Source organism: Arthrobacter sp. Leaf337 (assembly GCF_001423745.1).
GTDB lineage: Bacteria > Actinomycetota > Actinomycetes > Actinomycetales > Micrococcaceae > Arthrobacter.
The window spans coordinates 151,757-171,790 of record NZ_LMPC01000004.1; the positions used below are offsets into that span (position 1 = coordinate 151,757).

The following is a 20,034-nucleotide window of genomic DNA, read 5'->3' on the forward strand; positions in this document are numbered from 1 at the left end:
ACCGAGTGAGCGGCCATCCTGTCAGCAGTTCCGGCGCTGCTGGCAGCACCGGGAATCCGGATTTATTTGTCTTACTTGTCCGCGTCTGCGGCGGGAGCCTCGGCAGCGGCCGGGGCTTCCTCGGCAGCCGGAGCAGCAGCTTCTGCGGCCGCCGGAGCAGCAGCTTCTGCGGCGGCCGGAGCGGCAGCCTCTTCAGCCTTGCTGCCTTCGAGGAGCTCGCGCTCCCACTCGGCCAGCGGCTCTTCCGGTGCTTCCGTGGTGCCGGTTGCACGCTGGTTGCGGGCGATCAGGCCCTCAGCAACGGCGTCGGCAACAACGCGGGTCAGCAGGTTGACGGAGCGGATGGCGTCGTCGTTGCCCGGGATCGGGAAGTCGACTTCGTCCGGATCGCAGTTGGTGTCCAGGATGGCAACAACCGGGATGTTCAGCTTCTTGGCCTCGTCAACGGCGAGGTGTTCCTTCTTGGTGTCCACGATCCAGAGCACGGACGGTGCCTTGGTCAGGTTGCGGATACCGCCAAGGTTGGTTTCCAGCTTGGTGAGTTCACGGCGAAGGAGCAGCAGTTCCTTCTTGGTGTAAGCGGAACCGGCGACGTCGTCGAAGTCGATCTCTTCGAGTTCCTTCATGCGCTGGATGCGCTTGGATACCGTCTGGAAGTTGGTCAGCATACCGCCAAGCCAACGCTGGTTGACGTACGGCTGGCCAACGCGGGTAGCCTGCTCGGCGATGGATTCCTGAGCCTGCTTCTTGGTGCCGACGAAGAGAACGGTGCCGCCGTGTGCAACGGTGGCCTTCACGAACTCGTAGGCACGGTCGATGTAGGACAGTGACTGCTGCAGGTCAATGATGTAGATGCCGTTGCGCTCCGTGAAGATGAATCGCTTCATCTTCGGGTTCCAACGACGGGTCTGGTGTCCAAAGTGGACGCCGCTGTCAAGCAGCTGGCGCATAGTTACGACGGGCATGCCGACGCTCCTTCCGGCAGGTCATTCATGAGAGAGCCCATGGCTCTCTTACCCTGCCAATAGTTGACGGTTGAATAGCTTCGCCCAGGCGGGCGCTGCTCCTGGCATCCACTGCGCTTCCCATCCGTTCCATATGGCACGGACCGCAGGAGGCACAGTCCTTCGCACGGGAAGTTTTCGGCTTCTTGTGAGGAGGGCTGGATACGCGTAGTCAGCCGCTGCTCCCCCACACCTCTGAATGAGACGTGCTGACTAGAACTGCCGGAAGGACCAAGCGACCAATAGGTGGCTTGAACCGCCGGCCGGGCATCGTTGAGGGCACAGCAAACTGCTCCGTCAAGTGTACTACAGCGGCCCCACTGAATCAGACCATTTCCGGGGGCGCCGCGTTGTCCACATAGCGACGGAAACCCCTTCCTGCCGCAGTGTCGGGATAACAGGCTGGAGTCATGAAATTCCGAGCCATCCCGGCCGCCGTCCTGCTCGCCGTTTCCGCCATCGCGCCCTCCGCCGGCGCGGCGGGCACACCTGGCGCAGCCGCCTCATCTGCCGCAGCCGCCGCCCCCGGCAGCTGGGACTGGCCCCTGGCGCCCAGGCCGGCGGTCCTCCGCGCGTTCGACCCCCCGGACAAGCCGTGGATGAGCGGGCACCGCGGGGTGGACCTGCAGGCAGCGGCCGACGGCGGCCCGGTCACCGCTCCGGAGTCCGGAACCGTCAGCTTCGTGGGCATCGTAGTGGACAGGCCCGTGATCACCATCGATCACGGCAACGGCCTGCGCAGCAGTTTCGAGCCCGTCGAAAGCAGCCTGGCGACCGGCGCCGCGGTGTCGAAAGGGGACGTCGTCGGGACGGTGGTGCAGGGACACTGTGCGTCGCTGCCGTGCATTCACTGGGGCGTGCGGCGGGGTGAGGAGTACATCAATCCACTCTCCCTGGTGACAGACCTGCGGCCCTCCATCCTGCTTCCCGTTGGTGGACGGGGCTCAGGATGAAGGGCCGCTACGGACCAGCGGCGGGCGGCCGCGCGATCGGCCACCAGCGCCGGCTACACGATTGCGGAAATCCCCGTGATGGCACGCCCCGTCACCAGCGTGTTGATCTCATGCGTGCCCTCGTAGGAGTAGATCGCTTCGGCGTCGGAGAAGATCTTGGCCATCTCGAAGTCCGTGACAATGCCGTTGCCGCCGAGGAGGCTGCGGCCGATGGCCACGCTTTCGCGCATCCGCGCCGTGGTGAAGGCTTTGGCCAAGGCCGACTGCTCATCCCTCGCCTCGCCGGCGTCTTCAAGCTGGGAGAGGCGGACCATCATGCCCATGGAACTGACGGCGTTGCCAAGGATCTGCACGAGCTGGTTCTGGACCAGTTGGAAGGATGCGATCGGTCGGCCGAACTGGCTGCGTTCAACGGCGTATCGCCGGGCGACGTCGAAGGCCGCGAGCTGCTGGCCGACCGCCTGCCAGGCCACGGCGAGGCGGGTCACCTTCAGCACCTTGTTGGTGTCGCGGAAGCTGTTGGCGTTGGCAAGCTTGAAGAAGTCCGGCACGACGACGTTTTCGAGCGTGATGTCGGCGTTCTGGACGGTGCGCAGCGAGATCTTGTTTTCAATCTTGGTGGCGCTGTAGCCCTCGGTCTTGGTGTCGACGAGGAAGCCCTTGACCTGGTTGTCCGCGAGGTCGCGGGCGTAGATGACCACCCAGTCAGAGAACGTGGCATTGCCGATCCAGCGCTTGGCGCCGTTGAGGATCCAGCTGTCGCCCTCGCGGCGCGCGGTGGTGCGCGTGCCGCCGGCAACATCGGAACCGCCCAGCGGTTCGGTCAGGCCGAAGGCTCCGATCTTCTTCAGCGAGTAGATGTCCGGCAGCCAGGCTTCCTGCTGTTCCTGCGAAGCGAGGGTCTCGATGGAGCCGGTGAAGAGACCGTCGTGCACACCCAGGAAGGTGGCGATGGAGGTGTCCGCGCGCGTGGCCTCTGCGTGAAGGATACCCGCGAAGAGGTTGGAGTAGCCCTGGCGCCGGACGGGGCTGACGAGGTCGATCTCGGCCAGCTTGGGGATCAGGTCCATCGGGAACTCGGCCCGGTTCCAGCAGTCAACGGCGATCGGCTTGACCTCGCGGGCCAGGAACTCCCGGACTTCGGCCAGCCGGTCCTGCTCCTTGCCGCCGAGCAACTGCTCGAACGCGAAGAAGTCGCCGTCGGCGTACGGCAGGTTGTTGATGTCGATTGCAGCTTTGGACATGTTGTTCCTTCACGGGTGATCAGCAGCGACCACAGGCACGGACGTCGCGCCGGCGATTAAGTTACTCACGAGTAACATACCGCAGGCCGAGGTGCCGGGCAAGCGCTGCCGGGTCAGGACGCCAAACAAAAAGAGCCGTGGACGATGTCTGAACATCGTCCACGGCTCCGCGGTACTGGTGCTGTCGGCACAGAGTCCCTGCTCCGGCAGTGCCGGCGGCTGGACCTTTTCGTAGGGCTACTCGGACTTGAACCGAGGACCTTAGGATTATGAGTCCCGCGCTCTAACCAGCTGAGCTATAGCCCCGTGCGCCCCGCGGACTGGCGGCTCCGCAGGGAGCCTCCGCAGTTCCGGGGCAAAAAACACTCTAGCAATAGTAGCGGCCTGATTTGCGCACCTGCACTCCGGCGACCGGCGGCGCACCGGGGATGACTCATCCGGGGACTACACCACTTTGTCGTCGTAGGTGGCGCCGCGGTAGAGGTCCTCAAACGTCTGAAGGGTTCCCTGGATGCTGTGCGGCTCCACCATGCAGCGGCTGGCCTTGCCCATTGCCGCAAGATCCTCGGCAGGGAGCTCCAGCACCCTGGTGATCTTGGCGGCGAGGTCGTCGCTGTCGTTTGGCGTGAACAGGTAGCCGTTCTCACCGTCTCGCACCAGGTGCGGCAGCGCCATGGCGTCCGCCAACAGCACCGGTGTTGATGCGGACATGGCCTCCAGCGTGACCAGGGACTGGAGCTCGGCTGTTCCCGGCATGCAGAACAGGTCTGCCTTGATGTAGGCCTCGCGCAGTTCGGCGTCGCTGGCCAGGCCCAGGAACTTCACCCGCGATTCCAGTCCGAGCCGTGCCACCTGGGCTTCCAGGGCGGCGCGGACCTCGCCTCCGCCGACGATCTCCAGGTGGACGTTCAACTCAGCCGGAGTCTTCGCCACGGCATCGATCAGGACGTTGACGTGCTTCTCCTCCGCAAGGCGGCCCGCGAACAGCACGGTGGGGTGCGGGTGGCGCTCCATCACCTCGCCCTCCCGGAGTTCATAAGCGGCCGAGTCTATGCCGTTGGAGAGCGGCAGGACCTTGCGCAGGAAGGCGTGCTGGTGCATGGCCTTGGCGGCCAGCGGCGTCGGCGTGGTGACGACGTCGGCCCGGCCCATGACCTTGCCCATGTCCTTCCAGGAGATGCGTCCCACGATGTCTTTGAACCACTGCGGAAACGGCAGGAAGGGGTTCAGGTTCTCCGGCATGAAGTGGTTGGTGGCCACGATCCGAACTCCGCGCCGCTCGGCTTCGTAGAGCACGTGCTCGCCGATCATGTAGTGGCTCTGGATGTGCACGACGTCCGGCTTGACGCGGTCAAACAGGAGGCTGATCTCCTTCTTGATCTCCCAGGGAAAGGTGATGCGGAAGTACTCGTGCGTCGGCACTGAGTGCGAGCGGATCCGGTGCACGGTACCCTCCGCGCGGAACTCGGTGAAGCTCTTGCCCTTGTCCGGCCGGCACGCGAGCACGTGGACGTCGTGTCCCCGTGCCGTCATGCCCTTGGCCAGGCGGTATCCGAATTGTGCGGCTCCGTTGACGTGGGGCGGGTAGGTGTCCGCAGCAATCAGGATGGTGAGTGGTTGCTGGCTGTCGGGCATGGTCACGTGGAGAGCTCCTGGTGGTCACGGTGCGGTCAGCGGTGGCTGTGGCGGCCGGCTGGCCCTCGGCGCAGTAGCGCCGGGACTTCTGGTGAAGTCTGGGTATTACCCGCCCTATGACACCCGCCCTGCGGCCTTGCGCGCGTCCTTCTTGCGCTTGGTCACTTCGGGATGGTGCCGCGAGAGGGCGATTACCCCCACGATAGCAAGCGAAGCGGCCGCCCCCATGGCAATCGCCAGCACGACGTGGACATCGGGGCGGAGTTCTCCGAGGATGGCAATGCCGATGGCGATCCCGACAATGGGGTCGATGACGGTCAGCCCGGCGATGACAAGATCCGGCGGCCCGCCGGAGTACGCCGACTGGACAAACCATGAACCCAGCCCGCCCGCTGCGGCGATCGCCACCACCGAATACCACTGCACGTTGAGCAGGGCCAGCCCGTTCGGGTCGAGCAGGTGCTTGCCGATGATGCGGGTCAGCACCGCCACGAAACCGAATAGCACTCCGGCCCCGAGGATGTAGATGAAGGCGCTCATCCGGTGCTTGAACACCAGCGCCAGCGTGCCGAAGAGGCCCACCGCAAGGGTGAGCAGAAGCACAATGGTGAGTTCGTCGTCGAAACTTACATGATGGTTTTCCTGGGTCACGTTCACCGCCAGCAGGACGAAGATGGCCGAGCCGGTGACGCACGCCGAGATGGCCACCACGGTGGCCCGGTTGATGCTCAGACCCTGGTCTTTGGCATTGACGATAGTGGTGATCACCAGGGCGATGGCCCCGATTGGCTGCACCACCGTCAGCGGCGCCGACACGAGGGCGACGGCGTTCATCGCCATGCCTGCGCACAGCAGCAACAGACCGAACACCCACCGCGGATTGCGGATCAGCCGCAGGAGGCCGTGCGAGCTGAGCGCAAGGCCGCCGGTGTCCGCCTTGACGGCGCTGCCCTGGCGCTGCGCGCCGATGGCCAGGCAAAACGCGCCCAGCACCGCCAGGAAGACGGCGAGCCACACCATCAGCCGCGTCCGCCGTCGTTCGAGAGCTTGAGCCGGCCCTTACAGATGATGGCCCGGAAATAGTTGTAACCGGCCACCCAGTGGCCGAGCAGTCCCAGGCCGAGGAAGATCCATGCCGCCACGAAGTAGACCTCCGTCAGCGGGATGGGAAGCCTGGCAAGCACCAGCAACGGGGTGCCCACGAGGAGGAGCGCTGTGCGGATCTTTCCGATCCGGCTGACCGGGAGGTCGGGGTGGCTGTGGAAGTAGTACAGCGACACGGCCATCAGGATGGCGTCCGGAACCACCAGGGCAGTCAGGTACCACCATTCAACGACGCCGGCGATCACCAGGGTGACGGCCACGGCAATGAGCGCCATACGGTCGGCGATCGGATCCATGATCCGGCCCAGCCTGGACGTCTGGTTGAAGCGGCGGGCGATGTACCCGTCCACCCAGTCCGTGCTGCCCATGACCACCAGCACGATCGTGGCGAGGGCATACTCCTTTTGCCCCAGGACCAGCCAGATGAAGAGGGGCACACCCATGAAGCGGACGACCGTCAGGATGTTGGGGATGGTGAAGACGGCGTCACTGTCTACGTGCCGCTGGCCCGGACGCGCACCTGCGTTAATGAACTTCATCCCCCACCTCCTTCCCTTCCGCTACGGCTACCTGGGTAGTGCCGGTAAGTCCTAGCCCTTGAGGAGCTTGCGGAGGAGGACGACGAGGACGGCGGCCGACGCGACCAGGGCGGCCAGCGGCTTCCATCGGGTTCCAACCGGGCTCTCGCCGGCGCGGTTCAGGAGGCTGGAGGCAGAGCGGCTGAGGGATTCAGCCTGGTGGCCCGCGCGTTCCTTGCCGGCCTTCAGCTGAGCTTCGGCGGCACCCAGCAGGAGCTGGGCCTGCGTCTTGACGTCAAGCTCCTCGCCGAGCTCGTCGCGGACGCCCGTGAGGTGCCGGCGGCGCTTGTCCAGGCGGCTCTTCAGTTCAGCTTCCGTGGGGGCGGGACCAAGGTCCGGCTTTGCCGCTTCCTTGGCTTCTTTCTCCGCCTTCTCCTTGGCTGCCTTCGCTTCCTTGGCGGCCTTGGCAGCCTTGGCCTCTTCGGAGCTCGGATCAAGTACGGCCGGGTTGAACTCCGAGCCTTCCTTGACGATGCCGAGATCGTGTTTGAGTCCGCGGATCGTGTCCTCGGGCACCAGCGGCATGGCCTTCTTGAATTTACGCATGCCGATCAGGCCGCCGATGAGGGCGATGACCAGGAACACGGCGCACACCAGGAGGGCTGCCAGCCAGGCGGGCATGATGGTGGCGAGCCCCATGATGGCGGCAACGATGAGACCGGTGACGAGGAAGGCGAGGAACACCAGCGCGACGGCGAAGAACGCTGCAGCCACCCCGACCTGGATGCCCTTGCGCTTGATCTCGATCTTCGCGAGGGCGATTTCGTCGTTGAGCTGGCGTGGTGCCAGCTTGGCAACTAGCCTCAGAGTTTTGGGCAGCGCCGCAATACTCAGTCCGCCTGTTGCCCGGCCGCTGTGTCGTCCGCTCATCGATCCCGCCTAACTGGTTCCATCTTTGATTCGGATTCCGGTGGATTCCGGGGGCCTGCGCGGCTTCACACACTCCCCGTTGTCAAAACTATCATTCAGCTTCGGCACCTCCTTCGGGTAATAACCCGTGGCGCGCCCTCCAACGCTGTAAAAGTATGATCCAAGGGCCATAGGATTGGTCCCTGTGAGCATTCCTGCCAATCCGGGCGACTCCCTGAGCCGCAAGCGGAAACTTCTGTACATCCTCCTCCTCGGCGCCCTTACGGCACTGGGCCCTTTCACGATCGACCTCTACCTGCCTGCATTTCCGGCACTGGAGGCGAGCCTTGGGGTGTCCGAGGCGGAAGTCCAGCTCACGCTGACCGGTACAACCATCGGCTTCGCCCTGGGACAGCTGGTGGTGGGGCCGCTGAGCGACAAGTTCGGCCGGAGGCTCCCGCTCATCCTTGCCACCGCGCTGCACATCACCGCCTCGCTCGGCGCGGCGCTGTCCACGGACCTTGCCACGCTGGGCCTCTTCCGAGTGCTGATGGGCATCGGCGCAGCCGGCGGCGGCGTGGTGGCCATGGCCATGGTGCGGGACCTCTTCACCGGGTACGCCATGGTGCGGATGTTTTCCCGGATGGCGCTGGTCAACGGCCTGGCTCCGATCCTGGCGCCCGTGATTGGCTCCCAGCTGCTGCTGATCATGCCCTGGCCGGGCATCTTCTACTTCCTGGCCGGCTACGGCACGCTGGTGATCATTGCCGCCATCCTCCTGGTGCGCGAAACGCTCCCCCGCGAACTCCGGGGCAGGTCGGGCCTGACGGCGGGCCAGCGCTATAAGCTGCTCTTTTCGGACCGGATCTTCGTGGGCCTGCTGCTGCTGGGCGGCATGAACTTCGCCGGCCTCTTCGCCTACCTGTCCGCGTCGCCGTTCCTGTTCCAGGATGTGTACGGGTTCACGCCGCAACAGTACGGCCTGCTCTTCGGCATCAATTCGCTGGGCATCGTGGCCGGGGTGCAGACCAGCTCCCGGGTGATCCGGCGCGTCCCGCCGCAATGGATCCTGGCCTGTTCCACCGCCTGGATGTTCGTCATGGCCGTGCTGATCGTTATTTTCGACCAGCTCGGCTTCGGGCTCTGGGGCGTGATGGTGCCGCTCTGGTTCTACATCCTCGGCACCGGCTTCACGTTCCCCTGCGTCCAGGTCCTGGCACTCTCCAAGCACGGGGCCCAGGCCGGAACCGCGGCGTCCCTGCTGGGAGCGGCAACCTTCATGATGGCCGGCATCGTGTCCCCCGTGGTGGGCTGGTTCGGCGACATCTCGGCGACAGTCATGGGCGGAGTCCAGGCCTCGAGCATCCTGCTGGCAGCAGCTGCCCTGTGGCTGGTGGTGCGCCCGCGCACCGTGCCTTCGATCCACTGAGCTCGCTCCATCCACTGGGCACCACTCGTCCAACAGGGCCCCGAACCCATCCCGATAGGCTGGACCCATGGCCAAGAGACCGCACCGTAACCGCAGGGGATTGTTCCTCGGCGCGGTGATTGGCGGCGTCGCCGGTTACTTCGCCGGGCGGGCGATGGGGAACCCGGCAATGGGCATCATCCTGGGGGCGATCGCTGGCTCCGCGCTGCTCTTCCGGGTCAACCCCGGCCCCTGGAACCGGCCCTGACGAACGCCCCAACAGGCAATCGCTTCCAGAGGCAGGGCACGGGCTTAGTGGCCCTGTTCCGGCAAATGCCCACGCGATAAAGTTGTTCTGTGCCCGATTGGCAGAAGCATCATCCGCCCCTTCCGGCCACGTGGCAGCGCTGCGACGACGCCGGCATCCTGCCCCTGTGGTGGGAAAGGCTGTGCTCGCAGACAAGCCCGCAGTCGGCAGCGCTGTACGCCGCCGGGCTCTTCACTGAGGACCGGCGCCGCCCCATCGCCCAGTGGTTCAACCCGGCGTTCAACGCCGCGCTCCTGGTGGCCCCTGAGACGTCCCCAGAATGGCCTGTGCAGCGGTTTGGCATCTTCTACGCCCCGCCGAACAGCGGATTCACCAGGGTGCATTCAGCGCCGCACGAATGGCACCCGCGCGAGCCGCGGAAGTCACCCACCGAGGACGAGGCGTTCCGGGCCGCCATCGCAGAAGCGGAGCGCTTCCTGCAGGTGGAGATGGACTTCGTCTGACTTTCCGGCTGACCTACTGGCACAAAAAGGCCCCGTACCCGGCTGTTCGCCGGCCACGGGGCCTGTCCGCTCCTCCTGCTGGACTTGAACCAGCAACCCTTCGATTAACAGTCGAATGCTCTGCCAATTGAGCTAAGGAGGAATGAAGCAGGTATGACATTAGCAAAGGTTTTGCCCCAATGTGAAATCGGCTCCCACGGCGCCGCCAAATACCCCTCCAGGGTATAAAAAAGTCCCCGCCCCGGTTACCCGGAACGGGGACTGCGCGCTCCTCCTGCTGGACTTGAACCAGCAACCCTTCGATTAACAGTCGAATGCTCTGCCAATTGAGCTAAGGAGGAATGAAGCGGGTACTAGCCTAGCAAGCCCCCGTCAGGAAGTGAAATCGGGAAACGGAGTCGAGCGTCAGCTAGGCATCGGAACGCAGCGAACGGCGCTCCATTTCCAGCATCATCAGTTCCCGGTTCAGCCGCTGGAACTCCTCCGGATGGGCCGAGGCATCCAGCCTCTGCAGCTGCCCCATCTTGTCCGCCTTGACCCGCGTGATCTGCAGTTCGAACAGCCGGGCCAGGATGTCACGGCAGTACCTGAGCACGCCTTCGGCGTTGCTCGCCGGCAGCGGCACCACCGCAAGCTCGGAGACCAGCGGACGGAGTGGCTCCGGCACCTCGTTCATCACCTGCTCCACCCAACGCACCGGATCGCCGGTCAGCCCCGGCCCGGAGGCGCGCATGGCGTCGTGGACGGCCTGGTAGGCGGGCGTCTTGAACCCCGCCGCACTGAACCGGTCCCAGGTCCCGCCAGCAAGCATGGAGGGCTCCTGAAGCGCCACTTCCAGCGCTTGCCGCTCCATGGATGCCACGGGGTCCCGGGGGTCCGGCCTGTTGAAGGACGGCACCACGCCCGACGCCGGCAGCTCGGCAATGCCCGGCGCCGTGCCTTGCGCGGGGCGTCCGTGCTGCCCGCCGGACGGCCCGGTTCCGGCACGCTGCGGTCCCCCGCTGTTGCCGGCTGGCGCTTCGCCCTGAGCGGCACGCTTGGCGGCAACGGCCACTGCGCGGCTGACTTCTTCCACGGGCATGCCGAGCCAGCCTGACAGCTCGCGGGCGTAGCCGGGGCGGATGCCCGCGTCCCGGATCTGGGCCACCACCGGGGCGGACTCCCGGAGAGCGGCAATGCGGCCTTCCACCGTGTCCAGGTTGTGCCGCTTCAGCGTGGCCCTGATGGCGAATTCGAACAGCGGACGGCGGCTGCTGATCAGGTCACGCACCGCTGAGTCACCCCGGGCCTGCCGCAGGTCGCACGGGTCCGCGCCGGTGGGTTCCACCGCGACGTAGGTCTGCGCGACGAATCTCTGGTCCTCCTCGAAGGCGCGGAGGGCAGCCTTCTGGCCGGCGGCGTCGCCGTCGAACGTGAAGATGACCTCTCCCCCGGTGCCGTCGTCGGACAGCAACCGCCGGGCGATCTTGATGTGGTCGGCGCCGAACGCGGTGCCGCAGGTGGCCACCGCCGTCGTAATTCCGGACAGGTGGCAGGCCATGACGTCGGTGTAGCCCTCCACCACCACCAGCTGCCGATCCTTGGCGATGTTCCGCTTGGCGAGGTCGATGCCGTAGAGCACCTGGGATTTCTTGTAGAGCGTGGTTTCCGGTGTGTTGAGGTACTTCGGGCCCTGGTCGTCCTCGTAGAGCTTCCGGGCGCCGAAGCCGATGGTGTCACCGGCGATGTCGCGGATGGGCCAGATCAGGCGGCCGCGGAAGCGGTCGTAGATCCCCCGGTTGCCTTCCGAGAACATGCCCGTGAGTTTCAGCTCGGCATCGGTATAGCCGCGGCCGCGGAGGTGCTTGAGCAGCGCGTCCCAGCCTTGCGGGGCGTAGCCCACGCCGAACTGTTCGGAGGCGGCGCGGTCGAAGCCACGGCCGTGGAGGAAGTTGCGGCCTTCTGCGGCCCCGGGGGTCAGCAGCTGGGCGCGGAAGAACTCGTCAGCCACTTTGTGGGCGTCCAGGAGGCGCTGTCGCTTGCCCACTTCCTCGCGGTTGGGGCCCGTGCCGCCATCTTCGTAGCGCAGTTCGAAGCCGATCCGGGCGGCCAGCTTTTCCACGGCCTCATGGAACGAGGTGTGGTCCAGTTTCTGGACGAAGGCGATGACGTCGCCGTCTTCTCCGCAGCCGAAGCAGTGGTACCTGCCCACCTGGGGGCGGACAGTGAACGACGGCGAGCGTTCGTCGTGGAAGGGGCACAGGCCCTTGAACGATCCCAGCCCGGCGCCCTTGAGCGTCACGTAGCCGTCGACGACTTCCTTGATGTCCGTGCGCTGGCGTACTTCGTCAATATCTTCGCGTTTAATCAGCCCGGCCACAGAGCCATCCTAGTCCTTACCAAAGCGACGGCAGGCTGCCCACCAACCGCTCGTACATGGCCAGCGCGGAACCGTCGGTGAGCGAGGCGACCTGGTCGATGACGACGCGAAGGCGGGCGCCGTCGTCGGGCGCGTCCCTCCAGTCAGCAGCGAACATCGGCTCCAGGTGGCGGTCTCCGGTGGCGTTCAGCGCCGTCACCAGGGCATGCAGGACCTCGCGCTGGCGTTCGTAAATGGGCTGGCGGTGCTCGGTGGTCATCACGAAGGTGGTGGCCAGGCCCTTCATGACTGCGATTTCCATCACGGTTTCGTCCGGCACCATCAGCTCGGCGTTGTACCGGGTGAGGTCCTCGGGCCCGTAGACGGCCCGCGTGGTCTCCAGGGCGCTCTGGCAGAACCTGCCGATCAGCTGGCTGGTCATGTTCTTCAGCGCGGCCATCGCCTTGCGGCTGCCGTCGGCTTCGCGCACCCACACGTCGGTGGCCTCGAGCCGGGCCAGGGCGGCGTCGATGGCAGCGGGATCGTTGTGCGGCAGGTACCACTGCTTGGCGTATCCCACCACGCGGGCGCGGTGGTCCGGGTTGTCCATCCAGCGAAGCTGGAAGTGGCCCGCGACGATGGCGTCCTCCACGTCGTGGACCGAGTAGGAAATGTCGTCGGCGAGGTCCATCACCTGCGCCTCGAGGCATGACCGGCGCTCCGGCGCGCCCTGGCGGATCCAGTCGAAGATGGGAAGGTCGTCCTCGTAGGCGCCGAACTTGCTGGTCCGCTGGCCGTGGATCACCGGGGCGTTCAGCGCCGACCACGGGTACTTCGCGGCGGCGTCCAGGCTGGCGCGTGTCAGGTTCAGACCGGCCGGGGTTCCGTCCGCGGCCAGGACTTTGGGCTCCAGCCGGGTCAGCAGCCGGAGGGTCTGGGCGTTGCCCTCAAAGCCGCCGATGCCGTGCGCCATCTCGTTCAGGGCGGATTCACCGTTGTGCCCGAAGGGCGGGTGGCCGAGGTCGTGGCTGAGGCAGGCGGTGTCCACGACGTCCGGGTCGCAGCCCAGTGTCCGGCCCAGTTCGCGGCCCACCTGGGCTACTTCCAGGCTGTGCGTCAACCGGGTCCGGACGAAGTCGTCAGTGTCCGGGGCAACCACCTGTGTCTTGGCGCCGAGCCGGCGCAGCGCGGACGAGTGCAGGACCCGTGCCCGGTCCCGTTCGAAGTCGGAGCGGTAGGTGGTTTTGGGCGGTTCCTCCACCCAGCGGGCGGAGTCGTGGGCCTCGTAGCCTGGCAGCACGGGCGCGGTGGTCCGGGTTTCAGCCACCTGAGACGTCCAGTTCCGCAGCAGCGATGTCGCGCGTCTGGTCGGCATCCATCTGCCGGCTGACCAGCCAGTCCTTCGGCAGCGCGGGCTTCTTCGGGGAACCGGCACGTCCGCGCGGCCCCTCCGCATCGACGCCGGGGTACGGAGAGTCCTGGTCCAGCTCGGCCAGCGTTTCGCGCAGGACCTGCAGGCTGGTCACTAGGGCCAGCCGCGTCCGCAGTTCGCCGCCCACGACATAACCCTTGAAGTACCAGGCCATGTGCTTGCGGATCTCGCGGAGTGCCTTGCCTTCATCGTTGCCGAAGGTTTCGACCATAAGCTCCGCATGGCGGTACACACCTTCGGCCACTTGCCGCAGGTTGGGCTTGTGGCGTTTGTCGCTGCCTTCGAACGCGGCTTGCAGGTCGCCGAACAGCCACGGGCGTCCCTGGCAGCCGCGGCCCACCACCACGCCGTCCACGCCGGTCTCGCGGACCATGCGGACCGCGTCCTCAGCGGACCAGATATCACCGTTGCCCAGCACCGGAATGTCCGGCAGCGCTTCGCGCAGCCGGGCGATGGCGGACCAGTCGGCCTGGCCGGAGTAGAACTGGGACGCGGTGCGGCCGTGGAGCGCGACGGCGGCGACGCCGGAATCGCGTGCAATCCGGCCGGCGTCAAGGTACGTCAGGTGATCCTCGTCGATGCCCTTGCGCATCTTGATGGTCAGCGGGACGCCGCCCTTGGAGGCCTCCTTCACCGCGGTCTGCACGATGGAGGTAAAGAGGTCGATCTTCCATGGCAGGGCTGAGCCGCCGCCGCGCCGGGTCACCTTGGGCACGGGGCAGCCGAAGTTGAGGTCGATGTGGTCCGCACGGTCCTCCTCGACGAGCATCCGGACAGCCTGGCCGACCGTTACGGGGTCCACGCCGTAGAGCTGGACGGACCGCACTTTTTCGTCGGGGTCATGGGAGATGATCCGCAGGGATTCAGGGGTGCGCTCCACGAGGGCACGCGAAGTAACCATCTCCGCCACATACATGCCGCCGCCGTACTCACGGCACAAGCGACGAAACGCGGAGTTGGTGATGCCCGCCATGGGAGCCAGGATCACAGGGGTGTCCACCGTGATGGGGCCCAGCTTCAGGGGCGGGAGTTCCAGCTTGGGGGCGGGAGGCGTTGCTACAACAGTCACCCGTTCATTGTCTCAAAGCCGGGCAAATCGGCCTCCAGCCGGTTAAGTCGGCGAGCCGGCGGCCGGAAAAGGGGTTCAACCGCGGGCCTGTCCCCTGCTACTCCCCTTCCGCGGCCCGCCGTGCACGCCGGCTGCCGGGCACGGGTTCCCGCGCGGGTTCACGGGAGGCAGGGGTGCCGGCTGCGCGCGTCCGGCCGCCGCGGGAGAACTCCGCTGCCGCCGCGAGCGCGCCGGTGTCCCCGACGTCGTCGGGCGTTACGGATGCACGGCGGGAAGGGATGCTGCCGGAAACGGTGGTGCCGGAGCCGTTGCCGCCCGTTTCCGGGACGGCGGCCTGCCTGATCCCGGTGGCCTTGACCACGAGCACCGCGATCAGCGTGGTGACGGGGATGGCCAGCACCAGCCCTACGGAACCGACGAGCGTCCGGATGACTTCCTCGGACAGTTCCGCGCTGGTCAGCGCCTCGCCGAGCGGACGGTCGTACAGCATCACGATGATCAGGATGGGCAGCGCGGCGCCAGCGTAGGCGAACGCAATGGTGTAGACAGTGGACGCGATGTGGTCGCGGCCGATCCGCATGGCTGCGGAGAAGAGCTGGCGGGCGCTTGTCTCCGGCGCGAGTTCATACAGTTCCCAGACCGCGGAAGACTGGGTGATGGTGACGTCGTTCAGCACGCCAAGTCCGGAAATGATCAGACCGCACAGGATGATGCCGGAAATGGAGATGTTGTCCGAGATGTTCGCGAGCGTGGCGGCGTCATGGCTGCCCACGCCCGCCAGGTTTGCCGCGTCCGTGGCCCAGGCAGCCAGGAGCGCCGTGATGCCCAGGCCGAACATGGTGCCCAGCAACGCCGTGGAGGTGCGGGCCGAGAAGCCGTGGGCGAAGTAGAGAACGCCGATCATGATCACAGTGGAACCCACCAGGGCCAGCAGCAGGGGTGGCTTCCCTTCCACCAGCCCGGGCAGCATGAACGTCACCAGCACCCCGTAGGCTCCCACGAGGCCGATCAGCGCCCGCAGACCGCGCCAGCGCGCCACGGCGATCACCACCACCGCGTAGAGGACGGCCAGCAGGATGATCGGCAGGGTGCGAACGAAGTCCACGAAGATATAGGCGGGCGCGCCGCCCTGGCCGGCGGATGCGCCCTGCGCGTTGGACAGGTTCAGGTACCGGATGTCGTCACCCACCTTGACGCCGTGGGACTTCACCACGTCCGGGTTGATCACCACCTTGACCGGGTTGCCGCCCTTGTCCGGCTCGGTAAAGGCGAAGGTGCACTCGCTCCCCTGCTGGGCGGCATCCTGGCCCGTGCCTGGCTGCGCGGTGGCGTTTTGGCCGGCGCTTCCTTGGATGCAGCTTTCCACCACCACCCGCTGGATCTTGCCGGTGTCGAACGTCACGCCCGGGGCTGCCGCGTACGGGCTGGCCAGCTTCAGGTCCTCCTTGTTCCCGGACGGCCACATCATGACCATGGCCGCCAGGGTCAGGAGCGTCAGCGGAATCAAGACCGCCGCGAGAAGCCAGTTGGCCCGTTTACGGGCAGCCAGAGCCCCGGGTGTTGGCTCCGAATGATCTGTGTGACCGTGGGAGTGTCCGGCACCCATCAGCAGTAAAACCTCATGCCTGCACTTTACTGGGGCTGGATGTTCTGGTTGACACGGAACAGGTTCCCGGGATCGTACTTGCCCTTAATTTCCTGCAAGCGGCCGTAATTGGGTCCGTAGTTTTCCGCGACCCGGGACGTGTCATCGCCGTCCATGAAATTGATGTAGCCCGCAGTCTCAGAGTAGGGCTGAAGCGCCGCCGCGAAGTCCCGCACCCAGGCGATGTTCGCCGCGCTTTCCGCGGGATCCGCCCAGTGGCACGCAATTACCGGGGAGAACCTGGCATTCCGGTTGGGGAAGGCCGTGTCCGCAATTCCCACATCGTGTACGGCGCCGTCGATCGGGTAGATGTGCACTGCGGTCTGTATGCTGGGCACCCGCTTCCCGTACTCCAAGTGGGCGTTGATGGCGCCGTCGTTGAGTTCCGTCAGGAAGGCCGCCTTCCAGTAGGCGAGCAGCCCCTTGGGATACATCCCGTCGAAGGCCGAATTCAGGGCCGGGTAGGGCATCGGCCCCACCATGGACCCCGCCACCGGCGCGGCGTCGAGGAACGGCTGCCAGCGGGCCGGTCCTTCGGCCGGATCCCCGGTCCACATACCCACGACAATGCAGACGGGCTTGCCATGCCACTCCTCGGGAAGGAACGGAACCGGCGGCCCCTGGTGGAACGCGAGGAAGGCACCGAACTCCCGCGGGGCTGCAGCCACGTTCTCGCGGTAGAACTTCGCGACGGTTTCGGCGTGCTCCAGCGGGTAGATGATGATGCCGGCGTGGACCATATCCACGGGATGCAGGCGGAATTCGAGCGACGTCACGACGCCGAAGTTCCCGCCGCCGCCGCGCAGCGCCCAGAAAAGATCTTCGTTCTCGGTTTCGCTGGCGGTGAGGAACTTTCCGTCCGCGGTGACGACGTCGGCAGAGAGGAGGTTGTCGCAGCTGAGGCCGTATTTCCGGTCAAGGTAGCCAATGCCTCCGCCGAGGGTCAGCCCCGAAACACCGGTCGAACCGACGATGCCGCCGGTGGTCGCCAGCCCGAAGGCATGCGTGGCGTGGTTGAAGTCGGCCCACGTTGCGCCGGCCTCGGTCCTGGCCGTTTTGCCGGCCGGATCAACCCGGACCCCCCGGGTGGCGGAAAAGTCGACGACCACTGCATCGTCCGCCGTGCCAAACCCGGGCCCGCTGTGGCCGCCGCCCCGGATGGCGACGGGCATGCCGTTGTCCCTGGCATGGTTGACGGCAGCGATGACGTCCGCCACCTGGGACACCCGCACGACGGCAGCGGGCCGCTTGTCAATCATTCCGTTGTGGACGGCGCGGGCAGCGTCGTAGTCCGCATCATCCGCTGTGATCACTTGCCCGCGAACCTGTTCCCGCAGGGCATCGAACGATGTTGCGTTCATTTCCAGTACCGCCGATCCTCTTCGACCTCGGATCCGGCCGCCCACTTCGCCTCCCATCGGGCTAACGACCGGAGCTTACGCGTCCGGCCTACTCCTCTGAGCGGGCGCCGTCAAGGGATTTTAGGAGCACGCACAATCTTCTGGCCCGGCGGCTCCGAATGCCCATTGTGATCCGGGAAGGGCCGGTTGGACGTATTGCCGGGACCCTTGGGTTTATAAATGTAGGACGAGGAGTCTGGAGGCCCGCATGGGTAATCGCAGGAATGACGCAGGCAGCAACAAGCCCGTACTAACTGTGCGCGAGGCGGCGGGCGTTACCCGCGGCGTGGCCCTGGTCCTGCACGGCGGCCGCTCGCACAGCTACGAGCCCGTAGAGGCCCGCCACCTGAGCCCCGCCCGCATGGTGCCCTTCGCCAAGCACCTGCACCGCGCCGGCGGCAGCCACGGACTTGCCGTCTGGACGTTGCGGAACAGCGTACGCGGCTGGAACGGCCCGGACATGTCACCGCTGCAGGATGCTCGATGGGCGCTGGCCCGGATCCACGCCCGGCACCCGGGAGTGCCCGTCTACCTCCTGGGGCACTCGATGGGCGGACTCACTGCCATGTGCGCGGCCGACGATCCCCAGGTGGACGCCGTGGTGGCCCTGGCCCCCTGGCTGAGCGCCGAGACACCGGCCGAAAATGTGGCTGGCCGCAGGGTGCTGATTGTCCACGGTTCCAGGGACCGCTGGACAAGCCCGGCCCAATCGCTGAAATTTGCGCAACGGGCAGCGGATCTGGCCGACGAGATGCGCTATGTCTCGTTGGCCGGGGCAGGTCACTTCATGTTCCGCAAGGTCCGGCTGTGGCACACGCTGGCCGCCGGCTTTGTCCTCAAGGCCTTTGCGGAAAGCACCGGTGTGGAACTGGACGGCGATTCGGCATGGTTGGATGCCTTGCTTCCGGCCGGCGCCGCCCCCGGTATTCCGGTGGTGCTGTGACCATGGCCGACTTTCCCGTGAACGAATTCCTGGCCAGCCTGCCTTGGACGGCGCTGGCCGTGGCGGGTGTCCTCGCGGTCACCTTCGCCGTGGCCGTGGTGCAGAAACGGCACTCCGTCATGGACGTGGCATGGGGACCCGGCTTCGTTGCCGTCGCCGTCGCCTCATGGCTGCTGTCCTCCGGCACGGGCGACGACGGCAGGCGCCTCCTGCTGTTGCTGCTGACAGGCGTCTGGGGCCTCCGCCTCGGAACCCACATCGGCTGGCGCGCCCGTGGCGGCCATGAAGATCCCCGCTACGAGGCAATGCTCAGCGACGCCCCGGGCTCCCGCGATGTGTACGCACTGCGCCGTGTCTACCTGCCCCAGGGCCTTGTGATGTTCTTCGTGTCCCTGACGGTTCAGGTAGGGATGTTCGCCACCGGTGCAGTGGGCTGGGTCGCCCTCCTGGGAGTGCTGCTGTGGGTCATCGGCTTCGTGTTCGAAACGGTGGGCGACTGGCAACTCGCACAGTTCAAGAAGAACCCGTCCAACAAGGGAACAGTGCTGAAGACGGGGCTGTGGCGTTACACCCGGCACCCCAACTACTTCGGGGACGCCGCCGTCTGGACCGGCCTGTTCCTGATTGCCGCAGACTCCTGGCCCGGAATCCTGACCATACTGTCTCCGGCCCTGATGGTCTGGGCGCTCGCGGGCAAGACCGGGAAGCCGCTCACGGAGAAGGCGATGTCCGCCCGGCCGGGCTACAAGGAATACGTCGAGTCGACGTCGGGCTTTATCCCCTGGCCCCCGCGGCGGCCGGCGGGCGGGCGCTGAAATGGCCTGGCGGCCGCAGCCCAATGACCGCTTCTACCGTTTCATCGTGGGCACCGGGCTGGCGCTGCGCAGGTTCTTCCGGATCCGCGTCATCGTCACGGGGCGCGAACACCTGCCACCACCGGGGCCGCTCAAGGGTGCGTCCCGTCTGGTGGTGCCGGGTGCGGGAGCCGTCGTCGCCATCACCCATTTCGGTTACCTCGATTTTGCCTTCGCCGAGATGCTCCTGTGGAGCCACAACCGGGCCGAGCTGCGCTACCTGGTGACCCAGGGCGCGGCCGACCATTGGCTCGCCGGTCCGGCCATCAGCGGTGCCGGACATGTCGTGGTTCCATACGGTTCGGGCAGCGGCGCGTATGACGCCGCCGTCGAGAAACTACGCGCGGGCGAGTACATCGCCGTCCTTCCCGAGGCGGGCGTCAGCCGCAGCTTCACGGTCCGCGACTGCAAGACCGGTGCCGTCAGGATGGCGGCAGAAGCCGGCGTGCCGATCATTCCCGTTTCGGTGTGGGGAGCGCACCGGCTGATGACCCGCCACCGCGGGTTCTCACCACTTCGCGCCTGGCGCGCGCCTGTGCGGATCCACGTGGGCGAGCCCCTGCTGCCCGCGGTTTTGCCCGATCCCGCCCGTGACGCCCAGCCTGCCACTGAAAGGTTGCGGAGCATCCTGCAGGCCGGAATCGACGCCGCCATCGCGGACTTCCCCCGCGCACCCCGGCCCGGCGACTGGTGGATGCCCGCGCACCTGGGCGGCGGTGCTCCCACGGACGCGGAACGCCGGCGGCTGGATGAGGCGGAGGGTCCCCGGCGCGCGGGCGGACGGCGCGCTTAGGCAGGCAGAGCCGG

Annotated in this window: 18 protein-coding genes and 3 tRNA genes; 7 read left to right on the top strand and 14 right to left on the bottom strand. The window is 66.3% G+C overall.

Features of this window, described 5'->3' with window-relative positions; all coding sequences use genetic code 11:
• Positions 1 to 71: 71 nt before the first annotated feature.
• A complete protein-coding gene (gene rpsB / locus ASF98_RS05475) occupies positions 72 to 965 on the bottom strand; it encodes a 30S ribosomal protein S2 (RefSeq protein WP_055798579.1) in 894 nt (297 codons plus the stop codon).
• A gap of 449 nt (positions 966 to 1,414) precedes the next feature.
• Between rpsB and ASF98_RS05480 the strand changes: the two genes are divergently transcribed.
• Positions 1,415 to 1,957: a M23 family metallopeptidase gene (locus tag ASF98_RS05480; RefSeq protein ID WP_055798582.1), complete on the top strand. Its 543-nt coding sequence runs from the start codon at positions 1,415 to 1,417 to the stop codon at positions 1,955 to 1,957.
• 53 nt (positions 1,958 to 2,010) lie between these two features.
• Here ASF98_RS05480 and ASF98_RS05485 read toward each other — a convergent pair whose 3' ends face one another.
• The 6 genes from ASF98_RS05485 to ASF98_RS05510 all read right to left on the bottom strand — a co-directional run bounded on the left by ASF98_RS05485 (position 2,011) and on the right by ASF98_RS05510 (position 7,388).
• Entirely contained in the window at positions 2,011 to 3,201 is a 1,191-nt protein-coding gene (locus tag ASF98_RS05485; protein ID WP_055798585.1) for an acyl-CoA dehydrogenase family protein, read from the bottom strand.
• A 232-nt stretch (positions 3,202 to 3,433) separates the two neighbouring features.
• Positions 3,434 to 3,507 (bottom strand) — tRNA-Ile (locus tag ASF98_RS05490).
• Between the two features lie 138 nt (positions 3,508 to 3,645).
• Positions 3,646 to 4,842 carry a glycosyltransferase gene (locus tag ASF98_RS05495; protein WP_055798587.1) on the bottom strand — a complete coding sequence of 399 codons (1,197 nt, stop codon included), beginning with the start codon at positions 4,840 to 4,842 and terminating at the stop codon, positions 3,646 to 3,648.
• 108 nt (positions 4,843 to 4,950) lie between these two features.
• Positions 4,951 to 5,856: a DMT family transporter gene (locus ASF98_RS05500; RefSeq protein ID WP_055798590.1), complete on the bottom strand. Its 906-nt coding sequence runs from the start codon at positions 5,854 to 5,856 to the stop codon at positions 4,951 to 4,953.
• Positions 5,856 to 6,479, bottom strand: coding sequence for a CDP-alcohol phosphatidyltransferase family protein (locus ASF98_RS05505; protein ID WP_055798593.1), 624 nt, complete (start codon positions 6,477 to 6,479; stop codon positions 5,856 to 5,858). Before ASF98_RS05505 ends, ASF98_RS05500 begins: the two co-directional genes overlap by 1 nt.
• Before the next feature lie 51 nt (positions 6,480 to 6,530).
• Positions 6,531 to 7,388 (bottom strand): phage holin family protein, encoded by an 858-nt coding sequence (locus ASF98_RS05510; protein ID WP_055798595.1) that lies wholly within the window; start codon positions 7,386 to 7,388, stop codon positions 6,531 to 6,533.
• A 184-nt stretch (positions 7,389 to 7,572) separates the two neighbouring features.
• On the opposite strand from ASF98_RS05510, the gene ASF98_RS05515 reads away from it, so the two are divergent.
• The 3 genes from ASF98_RS05515 (at position 7,573) to ASF98_RS05525 (ending at position 9,546) form a co-directional block, all read left to right on the top strand.
• Entirely contained in the window at positions 7,573 to 8,796 is a 1,224-nt protein-coding gene (locus tag ASF98_RS05515; protein ID WP_200939310.1) for a multidrug effflux MFS transporter, read from the top strand.
• A gap of 67 nt (positions 8,797 to 8,863) precedes the next feature.
• The gene (locus ASF98_RS05520; protein WP_028272121.1) at positions 8,864 to 9,043 is read left to right on the top strand and encodes a hypothetical protein; all 180 of its coding nucleotides are present in this window, start codon (positions 8,864 to 8,866) and stop codon (positions 9,041 to 9,043) included.
• A gap of 89 nt (positions 9,044 to 9,132) precedes the next feature.
• Positions 9,133 to 9,546, top strand: a complete 414-nt coding sequence (locus ASF98_RS05525) for a hypothetical protein (RefSeq protein ID WP_028272120.1) — start codon at positions 9,133 to 9,135, stop codon at positions 9,544 to 9,546.
• A 69-nt stretch (positions 9,547 to 9,615) separates the two neighbouring features.
• On the opposite strand, the gene ASF98_RS05530 is transcribed toward ASF98_RS05525, so the two are convergent.
• The 7 genes from ASF98_RS05530 to ASF98_RS05560 form a co-directional block, all read right to left on the bottom strand.
• A tRNA-Asn gene (locus ASF98_RS05530) sits at positions 9,616 to 9,688 on the bottom strand.
• A gap of 126 nt (positions 9,689 to 9,814) precedes the next feature.
• Positions 9,815 to 9,887: transfer RNA gene (locus ASF98_RS05535), tRNA-Asn, on the bottom strand.
• Between the two features lie 68 nt (positions 9,888 to 9,955).
• Positions 9,956 to 11,905, bottom strand: coding sequence for a DNA primase (gene dnaG / locus ASF98_RS05540; protein ID WP_055798600.1), 1,950 nt, complete (start codon positions 11,903 to 11,905; stop codon positions 9,956 to 9,958).
• Positions 11,906 to 11,921: 16 nt separating this feature from the next.
• Entirely contained in the window at positions 11,922 to 13,211 is a 1,290-nt protein-coding gene (locus ASF98_RS05545; protein ID WP_055798603.1) for a deoxyguanosinetriphosphate triphosphohydrolase, read from the bottom strand.
• On the bottom strand, positions 13,204 to 14,385 hold the full coding sequence (gene dusB / locus ASF98_RS05550; protein ID WP_055798606.1) for a tRNA dihydrouridine synthase DusB: 1,182 nt from the start codon (positions 14,383 to 14,385) through the stop codon (positions 13,204 to 13,206). The genes ASF98_RS05545 and dusB overlap by 8 nt, the downstream gene beginning before the upstream one ends.
• Positions 14,386 to 14,482: 97 nt before the next feature.
• Positions 14,483 to 15,991 carry a YibE/F family protein gene (locus tag ASF98_RS05555; RefSeq protein WP_055798609.1) on the bottom strand — a complete coding sequence of 503 codons (1,509 nt, stop codon included), beginning with the start codon at positions 15,989 to 15,991 and terminating at the stop codon, positions 14,483 to 14,485.
• A gap of 26 nt (positions 15,992 to 16,017) precedes the next feature.
• On the bottom strand, positions 16,018 to 17,391 hold the full coding sequence (locus ASF98_RS05560) for an FAD-binding oxidoreductase (RefSeq protein ID WP_055798612.1): 1,374 nt from the start codon (positions 17,389 to 17,391) through the stop codon (positions 16,018 to 16,020).
• A gap of 247 nt (positions 17,392 to 17,638) precedes the next feature.
• Between ASF98_RS05560 and ASF98_RS05565 the strand changes: the two genes are divergently transcribed.
• Genes ASF98_RS05565 through ASF98_RS05575 form a run of 3 tightly spaced genes read left to right on the top strand, consistent with a single transcriptional unit; the run spans position 17,639 to position 20,020 of the window.
• A complete protein-coding gene (locus ASF98_RS05565; RefSeq protein ID WP_055798614.1) occupies positions 17,639 to 18,373 on the top strand; it encodes an alpha/beta hydrolase in 735 nt (244 codons plus the stop codon).
• Positions 18,374 to 18,375: 2 nt separating this feature from the next.
• Complete coding sequence (locus ASF98_RS05570) at positions 18,376 to 19,188, top strand: DUF1295 domain-containing protein (RefSeq protein WP_055798616.1); 813 nt, start codon at positions 18,376 to 18,378, stop codon at positions 19,186 to 19,188.
• 1 nt (position 19,189) lies between these two features.
• Positions 19,190 to 20,020 (top strand): lysophospholipid acyltransferase family protein, encoded by an 831-nt coding sequence (locus tag ASF98_RS05575; protein ID WP_055798619.1) that lies wholly within the window; start codon positions 19,190 to 19,192, stop codon positions 20,018 to 20,020.
• Positions 20,021 to 20,034 lie beyond the last annotated feature (14 nt).

Bases quoted from the DNA above. Each gene is read 5' to 3' on its own strand.
- ASF98_RS05555 (WP_055798609.1), bottom strand. From the start codon at position 15,991: ATGGGTGCCGGACACTCCCACGGTCACACAGATCATTCGGAGCCAACA.
- ASF98_RS05500 (WP_055798590.1), bottom strand. From the start codon at position 5,856: ATGGTGTGGCTCGCCGTCTTCCTGGCGGTGCTGGGCGCGTTTTGCCTG.
- ASF98_RS05575 (WP_055798619.1), top strand. From the start codon at position 19,190: ATGGCCTGGCGGCCGCAGCCCAATGACCGCTTCTACCGTTTCATCGTG.
- ASF98_RS05520 (WP_028272121.1), top strand. From the start codon at position 8,864: ATGGCCAAGAGACCGCACCGTAACCGCAGGGGATTGTTCCTCGGCGCG.
- ASF98_RS05565 (WP_055798614.1), top strand. From the start codon at position 17,639: ATGGGTAATCGCAGGAATGACGCAGGCAGCAACAAGCCCGTACTAACT.
- rpsB (WP_055798579.1), bottom strand. From the start codon at position 965: ATGCCCGTCGTAACTATGCGCCAGCTGCTTGACAGCGGCGTCCACTTT.
- ASF98_RS05485 (WP_055798585.1), bottom strand. From the start codon at position 3,201: ATGTCCAAAGCTGCAATCGACATCAACAACCTGCCGTACGCCGACGGC.
- ASF98_RS05505 (WP_055798593.1), bottom strand. From the start codon at position 6,479: ATGAAGTTCATTAACGCAGGTGCGCGTCCGGGCCAGCGGCACGTAGAC.
- ASF98_RS05510 (WP_055798595.1), bottom strand. From the start codon at position 7,388: ATGAGCGGACGACACAGCGGCCGGGCAACAGGCGGACTGAGTATTGCG.
- ASF98_RS05480 (WP_055798582.1), top strand. From the start codon at position 1,415: ATGAAATTCCGAGCCATCCCGGCCGCCGTCCTGCTCGCCGTTTCCGCC.
- ASF98_RS05570 (WP_055798616.1), top strand. From the start codon at position 18,376: ATGGCCGACTTTCCCGTGAACGAATTCCTGGCCAGCCTGCCTTGGACG.
- ASF98_RS05560 (WP_055798612.1), bottom strand. From the start codon at position 17,391: ATGAACGCAACATCGTTCGATGCCCTGCGGGAACAGGTTCGCGGGCAA.